Source organism: Rhizobium metallidurans (assembly GCF_014196505.1).
In the GTDB taxonomy this organism is placed as follows: domain Bacteria; phylum Pseudomonadota; class Alphaproteobacteria; order Rhizobiales; family Rhizobiaceae; genus Rhizobium; species Rhizobium metallidurans.
The window spans coordinates 55,150-73,110 of record NZ_JACIDW010000018.1; the positions used below are offsets into that span (position 1 = coordinate 55,150).

The 17,961-nt window shown below is 63.4% G+C and carries 17 protein-coding genes; 5 read left to right on the top strand and 12 right to left on the bottom strand.

What is annotated here, in order from left to right:
• Positions 1-12: 12 nt before the first annotated feature.
• The 3 genes from GGQ67_RS20590 to GGQ67_RS20600 all read right to left on the bottom strand — a co-directional run bounded on the left by GGQ67_RS20590 (position 13) and on the right by GGQ67_RS20600 (position 3,643).
• On the bottom strand, positions 13-960 hold the full coding sequence (locus GGQ67_RS20590) for a substrate-binding domain-containing protein (protein WP_183902000.1): 948 nt from the start codon (positions 958-960) through the stop codon (positions 13-15).
• Between the two features lie 77 nt (positions 961-1,037).
• Positions 1,038-2,039, bottom strand: coding sequence for an ABC transporter permease (locus tag GGQ67_RS20595; RefSeq protein WP_183902001.1), 1,002 nt, complete (start codon positions 2,037-2,039; stop codon positions 1,038-1,040).
• A gap of 80 nt (positions 2,040-2,119) precedes the next feature.
• Complete coding sequence (locus GGQ67_RS20600; RefSeq protein WP_183902002.1) at positions 2,120-3,643, bottom strand: sugar ABC transporter ATP-binding protein; 1,524 nt, start codon at positions 3,641-3,643, stop codon at positions 2,120-2,122.
• Between the two features lie 167 nt (positions 3,644-3,810).
• Here GGQ67_RS20600 and GGQ67_RS20605 point away from each other — a divergent pair, with 167 nt between their 5' ends.
• Positions 3,811-4,842 carry a substrate-binding domain-containing protein gene (locus GGQ67_RS20605; protein WP_183902003.1) on the top strand — a complete coding sequence of 344 codons (1,032 nt, stop codon included), beginning with the start codon at positions 3,811-3,813 and terminating at the stop codon, positions 4,840-4,842.
• 79 nt (positions 4,843-4,921) lie between these two features.
• A complete protein-coding gene (locus tag GGQ67_RS20610; protein WP_183902004.1) occupies positions 4,922-5,113 on the top strand; it encodes a helix-turn-helix domain-containing protein in 192 nt (63 codons plus the stop codon).
• Here GGQ67_RS20610 and GGQ67_RS20615 read toward each other — a convergent pair.
• The 7 genes from GGQ67_RS20615 to GGQ67_RS20645 form a co-directional block, all read right to left on the bottom strand.
• Positions 5,103-5,885 carry a TIM barrel protein gene (locus tag GGQ67_RS20615; protein WP_183902005.1) on the bottom strand — a complete coding sequence of 261 codons (783 nt, stop codon included), beginning with the start codon at positions 5,883-5,885 and terminating at the stop codon, positions 5,103-5,105. The genes GGQ67_RS20610 and GGQ67_RS20615 overlap by 11 nt on opposite strands.
• A 153-nt stretch (positions 5,886-6,038) precedes the next feature.
• Positions 6,039-7,349: a xylose isomerase gene (xylA, locus tag GGQ67_RS20620; RefSeq protein WP_183902006.1), complete on the bottom strand. Its 1,311-nt coding sequence runs from the start codon at positions 7,347-7,349 to the stop codon at positions 6,039-6,041.
• Between the two features lie 216 nt (positions 7,350-7,565).
• Positions 7,566-9,020: a xylulokinase gene (gene xylB, locus GGQ67_RS20625; RefSeq protein WP_183902007.1), complete on the bottom strand. Its 1,455-nt coding sequence runs from the start codon at positions 9,018-9,020 to the stop codon at positions 7,566-7,568.
• An 18-nt stretch (positions 9,021-9,038) separates the two neighbouring features.
• Positions 9,039-10,064 carry a LacI family DNA-binding transcriptional regulator gene (locus tag GGQ67_RS20630; RefSeq protein ID WP_183902008.1) on the bottom strand — a complete coding sequence of 342 codons (1,026 nt, stop codon included), beginning with the start codon at positions 10,062-10,064 and terminating at the stop codon, positions 9,039-9,041.
• Between the two features lie 87 nt (positions 10,065-10,151).
• Positions 10,152-11,147, bottom strand: coding sequence for an alpha/beta fold hydrolase (locus GGQ67_RS20635; protein ID WP_183902009.1), 996 nt, complete (start codon positions 11,145-11,147; stop codon positions 10,152-10,154).
• Positions 11,148-11,278: 131 nt separating this feature from the next.
• Positions 11,279-12,871: a DHA2 family efflux MFS transporter permease subunit gene (locus GGQ67_RS20640; RefSeq protein ID WP_183902010.1), complete on the bottom strand. Its 1,593-nt coding sequence runs from the start codon at positions 12,869-12,871 to the stop codon at positions 11,279-11,281.
• A 50-nt stretch (positions 12,872-12,921) separates the two neighbouring features.
• Positions 12,922-14,112 (bottom strand): HlyD family secretion protein, encoded by a 1,191-nt coding sequence (locus GGQ67_RS20645; protein WP_183902011.1) that lies wholly within the window; start codon positions 14,110-14,112, stop codon positions 12,922-12,924.
• Between the two features lie 154 nt (positions 14,113-14,266).
• Between GGQ67_RS20645 and GGQ67_RS20650 the strand changes: the two genes are divergently transcribed.
• Both GGQ67_RS20650 and GGQ67_RS20655 read left to right on the top strand, forming a co-directional pair.
• The gene (locus GGQ67_RS20650; RefSeq protein ID WP_183902012.1) at positions 14,267-14,938 is read left to right on the top strand and encodes a TetR/AcrR family transcriptional regulator; all 672 of its coding nucleotides are present in this window, start codon (positions 14,267-14,269) and stop codon (positions 14,936-14,938) included.
• A 131-nt stretch (positions 14,939-15,069) separates the two neighbouring features.
• Positions 15,070-15,831, top strand: a complete 762-nt coding sequence (locus tag GGQ67_RS20655) for a TerC family protein (RefSeq protein WP_183902013.1) — start codon at positions 15,070-15,072, stop codon at positions 15,829-15,831.
• 56 nt (positions 15,832-15,887) lie between these two features.
• Here the strand turns inward: GGQ67_RS20655 and GGQ67_RS20660 are convergent, their stop codons facing one another.
• Positions 15,888-16,433: a glutathione peroxidase gene (locus GGQ67_RS20660; RefSeq protein WP_425503818.1), complete on the bottom strand. Its 546-nt coding sequence runs from the start codon at positions 16,431-16,433 to the stop codon at positions 15,888-15,890.
• Positions 16,434-16,569: 136 nt separating this feature from the next.
• Here GGQ67_RS20660 and GGQ67_RS20665 point away from each other — a divergent pair, with 136 nt between their 5' ends.
• Positions 16,570-17,328: a bestrophin-like domain gene (locus GGQ67_RS20665; protein ID WP_183902015.1), complete on the top strand. Its 759-nt coding sequence runs from the start codon at positions 16,570-16,572 to the stop codon at positions 17,326-17,328.
• A 177-nt stretch (positions 17,329-17,505) separates the two neighbouring features.
• On the opposite strand, the gene GGQ67_RS20670 is transcribed toward GGQ67_RS20665, so the two are convergent.
• Positions 17,506-17,766: a hypothetical protein gene (locus GGQ67_RS20670; RefSeq protein WP_246400252.1), complete on the bottom strand. Its 261-nt coding sequence runs from the start codon at positions 17,764-17,766 to the stop codon at positions 17,506-17,508.
• Between the last annotated feature and the right edge of the window lie 195 nt (positions 17,767-17,961).

Genomic DNA, 17,961 nt, shown 5'->3' on the forward strand with positions numbered 1-17,961 from the left:
TATTCACAAGGATCAGAACGGCGAATCCGGGAAGTAGAAGTCCTTGGCGTTGTCCTTCGTCACCAGCGTGGCGTCGAGGATGTAGTTGCCGCGAACCGGGACCTGGTCGTAGAGCGCCGCGGCCGTCAGTTCCATGGCGGTGCCGACCATCGCCGGCGGATAGAGAACGTCGACCGGGATCATCTTGTCGCCGTCCATGACCTTCTTGACCATGTCCTTGGAGCCGGCGCCGGCCACGACATACTTAATGTCGGTGCGCTTGGCCTGCTCGATCGCCTGCAGCACGCCGACGGCCATGTCGTCGTCCTGGCACCAGACCACGTCGATCTTCGGGTACTTGGTGAGATAATCCTGCATCACCTTGAAGGCATCGTCGCGGTTCCAGTTGCCGAACTGGCGGTCGAGAACCTTGACGTTGGAGCCGGCGATACCCTTGTCGAAGCCGTCCTGGCGCTGCTGGTCGATCGGGATCGGCAGGCCGCGGATGACGACGACCTGCGCGTCGGGCGTGGTTTCCTTGATGTACTTGCCGGCGACTTCGCCAAGCGCCGGGTTGTTGCCGGCGACGTAGAGATCGCGCACGGAATCGTCGTTGGTGCTTGGCGCGCGGTCGACCAGCGTCACGAAGGTGCCCTTGGCCTTGACTTCCTTGATGGCGTTGACCAGCGGATCGGGGTCCGACGGCAGGATGACCAGCGCGTCGATGCCCTGCGTTGCCAGATCCTGCACCGCGTTCGCCTGGCTCGCGGCATCCGGCGAGGTCTTTACGATCACGTTGATATCCGGATATTCGGCCTTCAAGAGCTTGGCGACGCGCTCGGCATGGAACACCACGCCGGCGGTCCAGCCGTGGTCGGCGGCCGGAATGGAAACGCCGATGGTCTTCTTGTCCGCCGCCTGCGCGACGCCGGCGAGCAGCGCCGCCGCGACGACCGCCAAACTGAACATTGTCTTACGCATGTCTATCTTCCTCCCATTGAACCCCAGGGCTTGCGAACCTTGAGACCGGGCGCCCCGCCGACCCGGCCGATCCCTTGCTACCTGCGCGCCAGCGACCGCTGCACGAGCATGGCGATGATGATGATCGAGCCCTGGATGGCGCCGATCAGATATTCCGAGATGAAATTCGAGAGCAGCATGATGTTGCCGACCAGTTCGAGAATGAAGGCGCCGCAGATCGTGCCCCAGACGCGCCCCGCCCCACCCTTCAGCGCCGTGCCGCCGACGACGACCGCGGTGATCGCCTGCAGCTCCCACAGGATGCCCGTCGTCGCCGACGTCGAGCCGAGACGCGGAACGTAGAGCAGCACGGCGATCGCCACGCAAAGCCCCTGGATGACGAAGGCGATGGTGCGCACCTTGTTGACGGCGATGCCGGAATAGCGCGCCACGTCGCGGTTCGAGCCGACGGCCACGACATGGCGGCCATAGCGCGTGCGATAGAGAATGAAGGCGGCGACCGCGGTGACCGCGAGGATGACGATGATCGGCACCGGCACGCCCGCGATCGAACCGAAATAGACGGGGCGGTAAAGCGACTGCTGCTCGGCCGAGCGCAGCGTGATGGCGCCGCCCTGTGAGAGCCATGTCGTCAGGCCGCGATAGATGCCCATCGTGCCGAGCGTGGCGATGAACGGCTCGATTTTTCCGACCGTGGTGATCAGCCCGTTCGCGAGCCCGCAGAGCGCACCGGCGACGATGGTGAAGACGACGGCGACGGCGAGCATCAGCGCGGGATCGGCGATGATGGCCGAGTTCATCAGAAGGATCATCAGGCTGGCCACGAAGGCGACCATCGACCCCACCGAGAGGTCGAGATCCCCCGACGAGACTACGAAGGTGGCGCCGACCGCGATGATGGCGATGAAGGCGCTGCGGGTCGCGACATTGGCGAGGTTGGTGATGCCGATGAAGTTCGGGTTGACCAGCGCGCCGACGACCAGCAGCAACGCCAGCGCCGCGAACGGCGCGACCGCCCTGAGATCGATATCCCGCCAGGAACGCCGCCTGAGCTGACTGGTCTCGTCGTTCGCACTCATGTCCAAAGTCATCCTCCCGTCATGCCTGCCGGCATTCTGTCCGTTGTTCCGCCTAACGGCGGTTGTCTCCCGCGGCCGCCTTACGCGGCCTTCTTCTTCAGGCCCGCCGCATAGCGCATGATCTCCTGCTCGGAGATCTCGTCGCCCTCAAGCACGCCGACGATCCGCCCCTCGCGCATGACAGCCACCCGCGTGCAGAGCCCGATCACCTCGGGCATCTCCGAGGAGACGACGATGATCGAGCGCCCGTCGCGCGCCAATGCCGAGATGAAATGATAGATCTGCTGCTTGGTGCCGACATCGATGCCGCGTGTCGGCTCGTCGATGATGATGATCTCCGGGTCGGTCTCCATGACCTTGGCGAGCAGCAGCTTCTGCTGGTTGCCGCCAGACATGCGCCCGGCCACGATATTGGCGTCGCGCACACGGATATCAAAGCGCCGCCGCGCTTTCGCCAGCGCCCTGGCCTCGCTGCTAGGGCTGAGGTAGCCGTGCCGCGAATGCTGGCCCAGCGACTGCAGCGTCAGGTTGGCCAGCATGTTGGAGCCGAGCAGCAAGCCCTTGTGCTTGCGATCCTTGGTCATGTAGGCAAGGCCGGCGCGATTGGCCGCATGTACGTCACCCGACGGAATGGTCTCGCCGCGGATGACGACTTCGCCGGAAGCGCGGCCGCGTAGGCCGGCGATCGCCTCCATCAGTTCCGTGCGGCCGGAGCCGATCATGCCGGAAAAGCCGATGATCTCGCCCTTGCGCACCTCGAAGCTGGCATCGTGCACATACCCGGTCGAGATACCCTCGACCTTCAGCACGATCTCCTCGTCGACATCGGGCTCGTTCTTGGTCGGATAGAGGCTGGAAAGTTCGCGGCCGACCATCAGCTGCGCGATCGATTCACCGTCGAGCATCGCCGTCGGCGCCGTCTTCACCCACTGCCCGTCGCGTAGCACGGTGACCCGGTCGGTCAGCTCCATGACCTCGTCGAGCTTGTGCGAGACGAAGACGAAGCTGGTGCCCTTGTCGCGCAGCTTGCGCACCTGCTTGAACAGGAAATTGGTCTCCTCGCGCGACAGCACCGCCGTCGGCTCGTCCATGAACACCACGCGCGCATCGCGGCTGATCGCCTTGGCGATCTCCACCATCTGCTTGTCGGCGATCGAAAGCGTGCTGATCAGCGCGTTCTCATCGACATGCGAGCCGAGCAGATCGAGCGCCTTGCGGGTTTCCGAGCGCATGAACTTGCGATCGAGCACGCCGAAGCGTGTGACCTCGCGGCCGAGAAACAGGCTCTCGGCGACGGTCAGATGGTCGGCGAGATTGAATTCCTGGTGGATGATGACGATGCCCAGCGCTTCGGCCGCCCCGTTCGGAGGCAGCACGATCGGCTGGCCGTCGAGAATGATTTCGCCCGAGGTCGGCTGCTCGAAGCCGGACATCACCTTGACGAGCGTCGACTTTCCGGCACCATTCTCGCCCATCAGCGCATGGATTTCACCGGCGCGCAGCTCGAAATTGACGCTGAAGAGGACCTGCACCCCGCTGAAGGATTTGCATATGCGCCGGGCCGACAACACCACTGGCGCCGCCTCGACAGTCTCCAAACTCATGATGTCCTCCCCTGCGGACTCCCACCCGCTTGACCATTGTGTAAACCTTTACATGTGCGATGTAAAGGTTTACATGATCGTATCACGAAGTTCTCCTGGCTTCGCCCTTTGACGTATGCCGCAGTCTGTGTAGTGTCGCCGCCAATTGAGCCCCAAGGCAGGACGCAGTGTCGAATTCCACGCCCGCAACCATCGAGGATGTCGCCCGGATCGCCGAGGTTTCGATCGCGACCGTGTCGCGGGCGATCCATACGCCGGAGAAGGTCGCCAACTCGACGCGGCTGAAGGTCAACCAGGCGATCGCGATCACAGGATACACGACGAACGCCATGGCCCGCAGCCTGCGTCTCGGCCGGTCCAACATGATCCTGGTCGTGGCTCCCGACATCGGCGACCCCAATTTTTCCAACATTCTGATCGGCCTGGAGAACGAGGCCCGCGCCCATGGCTACGGCATTCTCATCGGCCATACGCAGAACGACGCCCAGCGCGGCCTCGAATATCTCAAATTCCTGAATTCAAACCAAGCGGCCGGATTGATTCTCTTCACCGGTATCCTGCCCTTCGGCCACCAGACGATGACGGCAAGATTGCCGCCCAGCGTCGGCGTCTTCGAACCCGTCTTCAACGGCGGCATTCCCTATGTCGGCGTCGACGATATCGAGGGCGCCCGCAAGGCGGTCGACCTGCTCTTGGCCGAAGGCCACCGCAGAATAGCCTTCATCGGCGACAGCAAGACGCGCCTTGCCTATTCCAGGCGCCGCCAGGGCTATGACGACGGATTGGACGCGGCCGGCGTGGCGACGGGTCAGCGCATCATTCTGGAAGGCGACGGCACGCTCGAAAGCGGCCGCCACGCCGTCGAGCAGCTCTTCATGCGCGACACGCTGCCGACAGCCTTCATGTGCGTCAACGACCAGACGGCGATCGGCGTGATGATCGGCCTCAACGCCCGCGGCTACGACATCCCCCGCGACTTCTCCGTCACCGGCTTCGACGACGTCCCCCAGGCCGTCTTCATGTCGCCGCCGCTGACGACCGTGCGCCAGCCGCGCACCGCCATCGGCAAGCAGGCCATGGCCCTGCTGCTGGAGTTTCTGGGCGACGGCCAGCCCGCCGAGACCGAAATCCTGCTGCAGCCGGATCTGGTGGTGCGCAACTCCGTGTCGGCGCCGTCGAAGCAGTGGTCGAAGCGCTAGCCATACATCCCTGCCGTCTTTAAACTACGGTCCATCTCCTGAGCAACAAAGCGGCTGCGCAGCGGTTGGAATGAAAACGATGGCTGACAAATTCGCCCAATATGACCCTGCCGAGGACCTGACATCGGAGGAGGCAATTGCTGTCTTCATGACGGAAGCGTTCGAGACCGCAGACGCCGGCTATATCGCTCACGCTCTCGGCGTCGTCACGCGCGCCAGGAAGCTGCCGGCGCACACCGATCAACAGGCAAAGGCCGCCGCTAAACCGTAAACGCCTCGCGGAACGCCTCTAGCGCCGCCTCTGGATCGCCCGAGGCAAAAGCCTCCATGCCGACAGGCCCGGCATAGCCCATCGCCTTCAGTGCCCGCGCGATGCCCTTCCAGTTGACCTCGCCGGTCCCGGGCTCCATGCGGCCGGGAACGTCGGCGACCTGGATCTCGCCGATCCATGGCAGGCTCCTGCGGCAGAGTTCGATCAGGTTCCCCTCGCCGATCTGCGCGTGGTAGAGGTCGAGATTGAGCCGCAGGCGCGGGTGGTCGATGCTCGAGACCAGCGCCAGCGTGTCCTCCGCGCGGCCGAAAGGGACGCCCGGATGATCGACTTGAAGGTTGAGGTTCTCCAGCGTGAAGACCACGCCCTCCTCTTCCGCCATGTCGACGATGCGGGCCAGCGTGTCGCGCGCCTTCAGCCACATGTCACCGGTCACGACCTCGATCGGCTGCACCGGCAGACCGCCTTCGCCCAGCCCGGTTCCGTGCAGGTTGAGGCGCTGCACGCCCAGCCGCTTGCCGACCTTGGCCGTCTCGCGCGCCGTCTTCAAGAGCTCCGCCGCCCCCTCGTCATCCGTCAGCCGGCCAGTGAGATAACCGTTCATGATGGTGAAAGTGGCACCGGTCGCCTCGAGCTTGCCGAGATCATGCTCCGGCCAGTTCCACAGCCCGACGCCGAAGCCCAACTCGTTCAGCCTGGAGGCGCGCCATTCGATCGGTCTGTCGCGCCAGATCATTTCGGCGCAGGCGGCGAGTTGGAAAGGTGAGCTCATGGTGATCCTCCCGATCATCAGTGCGGATTCGATGCCGACAATAGACCCGAGATCGGCGATGACGGCAATGCGACCCGACGCCATATCGGCGCGATTGAAAAAGCCGGGAAGCGAGCGCTCCCCGGCCTTTTCGTCTAAGCAATCCGCCGCCGATCAGACGTAGCGGTTGACGACGTTTTCGAGCAGTTCCTGCTGGCCGGACTTCGGCTGCGGGTTGATGTCCTGGCTCTCGACGCGGGCTGTGATCTGCTCCAGCGAGTATTCGCCGCGCAGCATCTTCTGGCTTTCGGCCGAATCCCAGCCGGCATAGCGGTTGGCGAGCGGCTGCGACAGCGCCTTGTCCTCGATCATCTTGGCGGCGGCCTTGAGACCACGGGCGCAGCAATCCATGCCGCCGATGTGACCGATCAGCAGGTCGGCCGGATCGAGCGACTGGCGGCGCAGCTTGGCGTCGAAGTTGGTGCCGCCGGAGGTGAAGCCGCCGCCTGCCAGAACCTGGTAATAGGCGAGCGCCATCTCAGGAACGTTGTTCGGGAACTGGTCGGTATCCCAGCCGGACTGGTAGTCGTTGCGGTTCATGTCGATCGAGCCGAAGATGCCGAGCGCGTTGGCGAGCGCCAGCTCGTGCTCGAAGGAGTGGCCGGCGAGGATCGCGTGGCCCTGCTCGATGTTGAGCTTCACTTCGTTTTCGAGGCCGTTCTTTTTCAGGAAGCCGTAGACCGTCGCGACGTCGTAGTCGTACTGGTGCTTGGTCGGCTCCTGCGGCTTCGGCTCGATCAGGATCTGGCCCTTGAAGCCGATCTTGTGCTTGTACTCGACCACGAGGTTGAGGAAGCGGCCCATCTGGTCGAGCTCGCGCTTGAGGTCGGTGTTGAGCAGCGTCTCATAGCCTTCGCGGCCGCCCCACAGAACGTAGTTCTCGCCGCCGAGCTTCATCGTCGCGTCCATGCAGGTCTTTACGGTCGCGGCGGAGAAGGCGAAGACATCGGGATCGGGATTGGTCGCGGCACCCGACATGAAGCGGCGGTTGGAGAACAGGTTCGCCGTGCCCCAGAGCAGCTTGGTGCCGGTCGCGGCCTGCTTCTCGGCGAAGTAATCGACGATCTCGTTGAGGTTCCTGGTGTTCTCGGCGAAGTTCTTGCCCTCCGGGCGCACGTCGGCGTCGTGGAAGCAATAATAGGGCGCGCCGAGCAGCGAGAAGAACTCGAAGGCCACGTCGGCCTTGAGTTTGGCTGCCTTCATCGTGTCCTCGAACCACGGACGCAGGAACGTCTGCCCACCAAAGGGATCGCCGCCCGGCCATGTGAAGGTGTGCCAGTAGGCGACCGCGAAACGCAGATGGTCTTCCATCCGCTTGCCGAGAACGATCTCGTCCGGCTGGTAATGGTGGAAGGCCAGCGGATTGGTGCTGTCGGGGCCTTCATACTTGATCTTCTGGATATCGCCGAAAAATCCGGTGCTCATGTTTTCCTCCTTGGGTGTGGTTTAAAAAGTGATGGTGTTCCGTGTGGCCTGCGGCTCAAGACCCCCTCTGCCTGCCGGCATCTCCCCCACAAGGGGGGAGAAAGCTGGTGGCACCGCCCCTCACCTTGGAAGGCGGGCGCGCGGGGCACGAAGCCCCTCCCCCTTGTGGGGAGGGGTTGGGGAGGGGTCTTGCGACACCTCCCAGTGAACTTTCTCTCAATGCGCCAACGCCTTGATCGCCGGATAAAGCGCACGATACCGGCCATAGGCCTCCTCATACGCCCCGCTCAGCGCCGTATCGGGCTCGATCGTCCCATCCGTTTCCGGCGGCGTGCACACCGCGACCGGGTCGGCCCCCGTGGCCGCGATCAGGCCGAGGCGGGCCGCGCCGAAGGCGGCGCCGAAATCGCCGTCGGCGGGCAGGTCGACGGGAACGCCGAGTGCTGTGGCGATCGAGGCCAGCCAGTAGCGCGAGCGCGAGCCGCCGCCGATGGCGGTGACGCGGGAAATATCGGTGCCGGCCGAACGCAGCGCCTCGAGATTGTCGCGGATCGCGAAGGACACGCCCTCGAGCACCGCCTGGGTCAGTACGACGCGGCTGCTCTCATGCTCGAGCCCGATGAAGGCGCCGCGGATGACGGCGTCGTTGTGCGGCGTGCGCTCGCCGGAGAGGTAGGGAAGGAAGGTCACGCCCGACGGCGCCTTCAGCGTTTCGCCGAGTTCCGCGGTCAGTTCCGCCGCCGACTTGCCCGTCACATGCGAATGCCAGTTCAGCGCGTCGGTGGCGGACAGGATGACGCCCATCTGGTGCCAGGTGTTGGGCAACGCGTGGCAGAAGGCGTGAACGGCGCTTTCCGGCTTGGGCAGATAGGAGCCGTTGGCGGCGAAGAGCACGCCCGACGTGCCGAGCGACACGAAGGCCGCCCCATGGCTGACGGTGCCCATGCCGCAGGCCGATGCCGCATTGTCGCCCGCCCCGCCGGCAACGACGACGGAACCGGTGATACCCCACTGCGAGGCGAGTTCGCCGCGCAGCTTGCCGCCCTCTTCAGTGCCTTCGACCAGGGTTGGCATGTGCTTTTCATCGAGACCGGTGGCGGCGAGCAACTCGGACGACCACTTGCGCTTGCCGGTATCGAGCCAGGACGTGCCGGCCGAATCCGACATTTCGGAAATGTGCTCGCCGGTCAGCCACAGGCGCAGATAGTCCTTGGGGAGCAGCACCTTGGCGACCTTGGCGAAAATCTCCGGCTCATGCTTGGCGACCCAGGCGAGCTTCGGCGCGGTGAAGCCGGGAAACACGATGTTGCCGGTGATCTTGCGGAACTGCGGATCGGCATCGAGCGCCGCCGCCTCGATGTAGCTGCGCGTGTCGTTCCATAAAATGCAGGGGCGCAGCACCTTGTCGTCGGCATCGAGCAGCGTCGCGCCGTGCATCTGGCCGGAAAGGCCGATGCCCTTGACGGCGGCCAGCTCCTTCGGATGCTTCGCCTTCAGCCCTGATATCGCCTCCTCGGCCGCGCGCACCCAGTGCGACGGCTCCTGCTCCGACCATCCATGGTGCGGACGTGACACGTCGAGCGAACCATTGGCCGAGCCGACAATCTTCTGATCGCCATCGATCAGCATGGCTTTGACGCCGGAGGTTCCGAGATCGAGACCCAGATACATGTGTTTCTCCCTTTGCCCTTACGGCAGATTGTCTTTCAGAAAGATATCGAGACGGATGCGCTCCTGCGCGTCGATGACCGAGAGCCCGTCGGCCTTCGCCTTCAACACGCGGATGGCGCTGCGCACCTCGTGGCCCGCATCCTGGTTCAAGATTGCGTCGATCGTACCGTCGAGAAGGGCCGCGCGCGTATGATCGGTCAGCTCATGGGCGACGACGGTCAGAACGCGGGCAACGGATGTTTCCTTCAGCGCCCGGATCAGGCCGCGATTGCCGGCGCCGAGGCTGTAGACGCCGATGATGCCGTCGCGCTTCGACAGCGCGTCCGAAACCAGCATATGCGCCATATCGGGGTCGTCGCGACCTTCGATGACCGGCAGGATGGAAAGATCGGGAAACTCGTCGGCCATCACCGCGGAAAAGCCTTCCAGCCGCTCGCGATGGTCGCGCACCAGCATGGAGCCGGCGAGAACCGCGACATCCCCCTTGGCTCCGCCGAGAAAACGGCCGAGGAGCCGCGCCGCCGTGCGGCCGGCCGCGATATTGTCGACGCCGGCATAGTGATGACGCAGCGAGCCGGTGAGATCGGACACGACGGTGACGACGGGAATGCCGTCCTGCACCATCCTGTCGACCGCATCGCGCACCTCGGGCGCATCGGTCGCGACCAGCGCCACGCCGGCTGGCCGCTCGGCGCGTAGCGTATCGAGTGCCGCGGCAAGGGCCGCCGGATCGAAGGCGGGAACTTCGACGGTGCGGATATCGGTGCGCTCCACCGGCGAGCGCGCGACGGCGGCCATCACCTCGGCGTTCAGCCCGTGCATGAAGGAATTGTCGCTGGCGGGAACGATGAACACGAACGAATAGGTCCGCCCCTTCGCGAGATTGGCGGCGGCGACATCGCGCACATAACCGATCTCGCGAATGGCGGCTTCGACCTTCTCCCGCGTTACGTGCCGGACGCCCGGGCGCTGGTTCAGCACCCGATCGACAGTCGCAAGGCTGACGCCCGCGGCCGCGGCAATATCGTGAACCGTAGGTCTCATCGCTCCTCCTGACGAGACCTTTAGCGTCATTTCTGATGTACGTAAATCAAATTTTTCGACGACGCATTCCGTGTATTGAAATCACTGCTACTTTTCGTGATCGTTGGCGATCGCGGCTTCGAGCCTGGCTGCCGCGCGCTTCAAATCGCGCGGCCTGCCGGCGACGCTTTCGATCGCCGCCACGGCCACATCCCGCGCCACGTAATCCGACTTGTGGCCCATATTGCGGATCATCAGCAGCCGCGCGCCCCTGATGGCGCGAGCAAGATGGCGTGCGTGGATGTCAGGCGAGACGACGCTGTCGGTATCGCCCGAAATGATCACCGTCGGCGCACGGATGCGGCCATAGCGCGGCGAATTGCGCTTCGTCCATTCCAGGAGATTGGCGACATCGATGGCGTTATCGCGGAAAGCCTTCGGCCCGAGCGCCTGCAGCGCCCGCGCCTCCCTGATATAGCCGGGCGGCCGAGGATTGGGCGCGAAAACCGAGCGTGTCGCGCTGTCGATCATCGCGAGCCCCACCGGCGGCACGACGATGGCGCTGAACAGCGCGCCTGTCACCGGCACCTTCGCGGCATCGTAATACCAAGCGATACCACCCGGCCACGGGTAGACGGCGGGCGACAGGAAAACGAGGCCGAGCACCCGATCAGGATGCCTGAGCGCGAAGCTCGCCGCCACCGCTCCGCCGAAGGAATGACTGACGATGATCGCCCTCTTGATACCGCGTTTTGTCATGACATCAGCGATGGCATCGGCCTGCCCGTCGGGAAATGCGTTCTCCTGATCGCCGCGATCCGAACGCCCGTGGCCCGGACGATCGATGAACAGAAGATCGGCACGCCCCTCCAACAGGTCGCGAAACGAAAATACCGAATCGTGCAGATTGGCGCTGGCGCCGTGGATGAACACGATCGGCGGCAGATCAGGCCGCCGCGCCTTGAGATACAGGCTGTTCATCCTGTAGCCGCCGACATCGATGCGCGTCTCGTCGGCGGACGGACCGGCGGCGAACACATGGTTCACGGCGACGGACAGGATAAGGGCGAGGAGTGCAGCGAATCTGGCGGAAGCTTTGAACATGAAGCGCGGTCGATCCCGGTGATATCATCGCCTATACGCGAAAACGCCGGCCTTGGTTTCCCAAGCCGGCGCCAGAATTCGTCAGGCCCGAATTCGTCAGGCCAGAATTTCGTCAGGGCTGTCGTGAGCCGTCAGTGGCCGCCGCCACCTCCGCCACCGCCTTGCGGCGGCGCCGGCTTGTCGATCAGCACGATACCGAGCAGCATCGCCACGAAAAGGCCGGTGAGGATGACGAAAATATCGCTGAACGACATCACCATCGCCTGCTTCGTCACCAGCCCGACCATCTGCTTGATCGCGATGGCGGCGCCGTCCATGCCGTAGGCATCGTAATTCGAGGTCATCGACTTCATCTGGTCGAGCGCCATCGGGTTGCCCCAGTCCAGGCCCTCGCGGATGCGCTGGTAGTGCACGTCCTGGCGATTGGTCAGCACGGTATTGATGACAGCCAGACCGACGGCGCCGCCGAGGTTGCGCGTCAGGTTGAACAGGCCGGACGCGCCGCGGATACGCGCCGGCGACATGGTGCCCAGCGCGATGTTGTTGATCGGCACCATGCACATCATCAGGCCGAAGCCGCGCAGGATCTGCGGGATCAGGAGCTCGTAGAAATCCCAGTCGGTGGTTACGCCGGTCATGATCCAGGTGCCGGCCGCGAAGCTCGCGAAGCCGAGCACCATCATCAGCCGCAGGTCCATCTTCGCCGACAGCTTGCCGGCGATCGGCGCTGTCAGGAACATGGCGAGACCCGAAACGAACATCGTTTCGCCGATCATCAGCGAATCGTAGCCGCGGATGCGCCCGAGATAGAGAGGGTAGATGTAGGTCAGGCCGTAAAGCCCGATACCCATGACGAAGGAAAACAGCGAGCCGACCGCGAAGTTTCGGTTGCTGAATGCCCTGAGATCGACGACGGGGAAGTCCACCTTGAAGGCGCGGTAGAAGAAGACCACGCAGCCGATGGCCGATGCTATCGCGCCGAGAACGATGTTGCGGTCGTTGAACCAGTCGTTCGAGTTGCCCTCTTCGAGCACGTATTCCAGCGCGCCGAGGAAGACCCCCATCGACACGAGGCCCCACCAGTCGAACTTCTTGAACAGTGAGAATTCCGGTTTGTCGAAGTCGATGAAGTTCCAGGCCACGATCGTCACGATGATGCCGGGAATGATGTTGACGAGAAACAGCCAGTGCCAGGAGAAGGCATCGCTGAGATAGCCGCCGACCGTCGGGCCGATGGTCGGCGCCAGCGTCGCGATCAGGCCGATGATCGGCGATACGATGCTGCGCTTGGATGGCGGGAAGATCGTGAAGGCGGCGGCGAACACCGACGGGATCATGCCGCCGCCGATAAAGCCCTGGATCGCGCGATAGACGATCATCTGGTCGATATTCGTCGCGGTGGCGCACAATGCGCTGGCCGCGGTGAAGCCCGCCGCCGAGAAGGCGAAGAGGTAGCGCGTCGAGATGATGCGCGCCAAGGTACCGGAGAGCGGAATCATGATGACTTCCGCGATCAGATAGGACGTCTGCACCCAGCCGATTTCATCCGTGCCGGCGCTGAGGCCGGCCTGGATTTCGGCCAGCGACGCCGACACGATCTGAATATCCAGGATGGACATGAACATCCCCACGACCATCGCGAAAAACGCGATGAGCTTGCGGGGGTCCATGGTATCGGCAGCCGGCGTGGCCGGCATCGATCCTGCTGTTGTGCTCGCGGCCATCGGCCTACCTCGTCAGACGATATTATGGGCCAGGTCCAGCGCGAAGCGCGTTACTTGGCGGCATCCGGCGCCGTGCGCGTATCGACGTCGACAACCACGCTCAGGCCCGCGCGCAGTCGGCCCGTGTCGAGCGCTTCCTGCGGCAGGGCGATACGCACCGGCACGCGCTGGATGATCTTGGTGAAGTTGCCCGTCGCGTTCTCCGGCGGCAGCAGCGAGAACACCGAGCCCGATGCCGGCGAGATCGACTCGACGGTGCCGACGATCGGATCATCGCCATAGGCATCGACGCGGACATCGACCTTCGAACCCGGAACCAGCTGCTGGATCTGCGTTTCCTTGAAGTTCGCGTCGATATAGAGTTCGCGGATCGGCACGAGCGCCATCAAGCGCTGGCCGGGCGAGACCAGGTCGCCTTCCTGAACCGAGCGGTTGCCGACGACACCGTCATAGGGCGCCTTCAGCACCGTGAACGACAGGTCGCGGGCGGCCTTGTCCCGGGCAAGCTCGAGCTGGCGGATCGTGCCTTCGGCTTCGCGGCGCTGCGCATGGAGCAGCGTCACGTTGGCTTCGGCCGACGCGATGGCGGCATTGCCGCCGACCAGATTGGCGCGCGCCTGATCGAGCGCGATATTGGCGGTATCGAGCGAGGCGGTGGTGCCGACCGACTTCGCCTGCAGTTCGCTGGCGCGGGTCTGGGTGATCTGCGCACCGCGCAGCGTGGCATCCAGGGCAACCTTCTGCGCCTTGGCCTGGTCGAGGCTCGCCTCGCCGCCGGCGATCTGCGCGTCGATGCGCTGCAGCGACAGCTTCTCGGTGTCGAGCGAGGCCTGCGCCTGCTCGAGCGCCAGCTTGTAGTCGCCGTCGTCGAGCGTCGCCAGGATATCGCCGGCCTTGACCTGCTGGTTGGCGACGACATTCACCTTGGCGACGTAGCCCGTGACCTTCGGCGAAATCGTTGCGATGTCACCCTCGATATAGGCGTCGTCGGTCGAAACCATGAAGCGGCCGACCGTCAACCACTGATAGCCGTAATAGGCGGCGCCGGCGAGAAGCACGAGCCCGAGGATCGGAAGCACGGGGCTGCGCTTCTTTTTCTTCTGCTCGGGCGCCGTCTCCACAGGGGCCGCGGTCTGCGGCGTACGCGGCGCTTCGGCCGTGGTCACGGCTGCTTCCTGAGCCTCGCCATCAGCGGGCTTGCTGACAATGCGGGCGACATTGGCGTTCTGGCTAGACGACATGAGAGAATACCGGTAAATCGAGTAAAACAGATCGAACTGAACGGTTCGGTTTAGTTGACATAGAACCTTTTAACGTTCATATCAAGATGTATCGAACCACCCGGTTCGATTTTGTTAACGAAACATTCGCACATGCGAATATGGTTAAGGAGCTATGACAGACTTTTCCGACGTATCCATGGAGGAATCGACATCCGCGGGAGGCAGATGGGCGGCGGGTGAGGACCCCGCCAAGCGCAAGCAAATCCTCGACGGCGCCCGGCGCGCGTTCATGAAATACGGCTTCGATGCCGCAAGCATGAACGACATCACGCGCGAGGCCGGCGTTTCGAAGGGAACGCTCTACGTATACTTCGCCAACAAGGAAGAGCTGTTCGCCGCGATGATCGAAAGCGAGCGCGCCGCCTTCGTTGCCGCGATGCGCACCACCCTTGCCGAACGCGAGGACGTGGAAGCCGGCCTGCATGATTTCGGCATGGATTTCATCGCCCACCTGACCGACGAGAAGGTCATCAACGCCATGCGCACGGTGCTTGGCGTGCGTGATCGCATGCCGGCGCTCTGTCAGCGCTTCTTCAACGGCCCGGAGAACCTGCGCACCATCCTGCGAGACTATCTCGTGCGCTATGTCGAGGCCGGCAAGCTCGATATTTCGGACATCGACCTGGCCGCCGCCCAGTTTCTCGATCTCTCGAGCGGCAGTTTCTTCAAGTTCCGCCTGTTCGGCAGCATGGAAAAGCCGCCGTCGAAACAGGAAGCCGAACGCGTCATCAATGGCGCCGTGCGCATGTTCATGGCGACCTACGGGGTCGCGAACGATCGCTGACATGCATATGGCGGGATATTGACTACGGAATAAAAGCCCGCCGACTTTCGTATATCCCCTTACGCGCTTGCCAAGCGAATGCGCGTGGTTACATTCGAGCGACCGCTAAAGGGCCGCAAAGGGATATATAGATGCAAGAAATCATGATGCTCGTGCAGGACCCGGCCGCCTGGGTGGCTCTTGTCACCCTGGTGGTGATGGAAGTGGTTCTCGGGATCGACAATCTCATCTTCATTTCCATTCTCACCAACAAGCTGCCACCCGAATCGCGCGAGAAGGCCCGCAAGATCGGTATCGGTCTCGCGCTGATCATGCGCCTGGCGCTGCTTGGCACCGTTGCCTGGATCGTCAAGCTGACGACGCCGGTCTTCGAAGTCTTCGGCCAGAGCTTCTCGTGGAAGGACATGATCCTGATTGCCGGCGGTCTCTTCCTCCTGTGGAAGGCGACCAAGGAAATCCACCACACGGTCGATCCCGCCGAACAGGCAAACGATGCCGCCGCCAACGCGGGGACGACGACCTTTGCCGCCGCGATCGGCCAGATCCTGGTGCTCGACCTCGTCTTTTCCGTCGACAGCATCATCACCGCCGTCGGCATGACCCCTTATCTGTCGATCATGGTGATCGCCGTCGTCGCCGCCGTCACCGTCATGCTGGTGGCCGCGACCCCGCTTGCCAACTTCATCGAGAAGAACCCGACCATCGTCATGCTGGCGCTCGGCTTCCTGATGATGATCGGCACGACGCTGATCGCCCAGGGCATGGGTTTCGAGGTCCCCAAGGGCTACGTCTACGCCGCCATGGCCTTCTCGGCGCTGGTCGAGGGCCTCAACATGCTGGCGCGCAACGCCAAGAAGCGAAAGCGCGAGGCCACGAAAGAGACCTTGCACTGACAAGCAAGAGGGCGCGACCTGATGGCCGCGCCCTTTTCATATCCTGTGCCCGCCAATCAGCCGGCCGCCAGTTCCTTGTCGATCGCCAGCACCAGACGCTGGTCGTCGGCGGTCACGTCGGGTGCGAAACGCGCGACGACCTTGCCGTCGCGGCCGATCAGGAACTTCTCGAAGTTCCACAGCACGCCCTTGTCGTCCGAAGCGGCAAGACCGCGATCGACCAGCTTCTCGCGCATCGGGCCCTCGCCCGTCGTCGGCAGGCCGGTGCCCGTCAGCATCTTGTAAAGCGGATGCTGGTCGTCGCCCTTGACCGAGATCTTCGAGAAGATCGGGAACTTCACGTCATAGGTCAGCGTGCAGAACTCGACGATCTCGGCGTCGGTGCCCGGCTCCTGGCCCTTGAAGTTGTTGGCCGGAAAGGCGGCGATCACGAAGCCGCGCTCGCGCTTGTCCTCGTAGAGCTTCTCCAGCCCCTCGTACTGCGTCGTCAGCCCGCATTTCGAGGCGACGTTGACGACAAGCACGACCTTGCCCTTGTATTCGTTCAGCGTGGTCTCGCGTCCATCGGCGAGCTTTACCGGCACGCTCAAGATATCGGTCATCATCAATCTCCAACATGAAATACCGAGGCGGAAGCTATACCCGCGCGACCGTTTGTCCAGCGCGGAAAATCGCCCGCTGGCAAAATCGCCCAAACCATCTAGTCTAAAGCGCGGACGCCATCTGGGGAGGTTCGGCATGTCTCGGGAAGTGTTTGTGGCGGCCGTCATCTGCGCCTGCCTGATCGCCGCCTCGATCGGCACCATGCTCAGCTATCACAGGCTGCCGAGCCACCACCGTCAGGAAGAGACCAATGCCGTCGTGCGGCTGGTGGCCAACATCTTCGTCGTCATGACCTCGCTGGTCTTCAGTCTAATGATCAACTCGGCGAAGAACACCTTCGAGGGCATCGACAGCAACGTCCACGCCTTCGCCACCCAGATCATCCTCTTCGACCAGACGCTTCGAACCTACGGGCTGGAGGCCAACGAGACCAAGCAGCGCCTTTCCACCTATGTCGAAATAGCACTGGGCAACGTTCCGCCATCCAGCGACCCGCTGGTCAAGGGCGACCCGGCCGCCGAATTCGCCCTGAACGAAGTGGGAAACAGCCTGGCGCTTCTCGCCCCGGACGATCCCGGCCACATCGCGCTGCTCGACAATGCGCGCCAGCAATATCAGCGGCTCGTCGAGCAGCGCTGGGTCCTCGTCGAGCAGTCGGAAGGCGTCATCCCACGGCCGCTGATCTCCATGCTGGTGACATGGCTGATCCTGATTTTCGCGAGCTTCGGCTATCGCGCGCCGAAAAACATCATCGTCGTCTCGATGTTCATCATCGCCGCCTTCCTGATCTCGGCCTCGATTTATCTGGTGCTCGACATGGACATTCCCTTCAACGGCCTCATCCAGATTTCCGACCTGCCGCTGCGCCGGGCCCTGGCGGAAATCCAGCGCTGACGAAAACCGAATGGGGAACCATATCGGCGCTCGATCGGTTTGGTCGGTATGAAGAGCACAGGAAACAAAGCCCGCCGCGGCATGACGCGGTTCGTCGCCATCATATTCATCACGGCCGTCGTCATCGCCACGGCCTACTATTTCGTTTTCACACCCGGCTCCGCCTGACGACGCCAATCACTTAGCCGGCTTGAAGGTCCATTTCACGACGTAGTCGCCGTTGCGTTTGGTCTTGATCCTGGTCTTGACCCTCACGGGACCGCCGATGGCCGCCTCCGCCGCCTCGAATGCCTGGCGGGCCTGCGCCATGGCGTCGTGATACGCGGAGTTGTCGCGTCGCGGGCTGTCGGCGATCTGTTTCAGGAGCGTCAGCGTATCGGGTGCCTGTTCATCCGGACGCTTGCTGCCAGCTGCGCTCTTGCGCGTCTCATTGCCCATTCCCGCTCCGCCCATGCTCACGCCATTCGTCCGTCAGCGTCCATATACCGGCCGGGAACGAAATCTCAATGCGGGCGAGCGCCGCGCGCCGATGCCGCGCGAATTTTGCCCGGGGCGAGCCATTGAAGTGCATCGCGCGCGGCACAGTTATCCGCAGACGCGGGAAATCTCCCGGCATCCGCTCTCTGTTCCCGG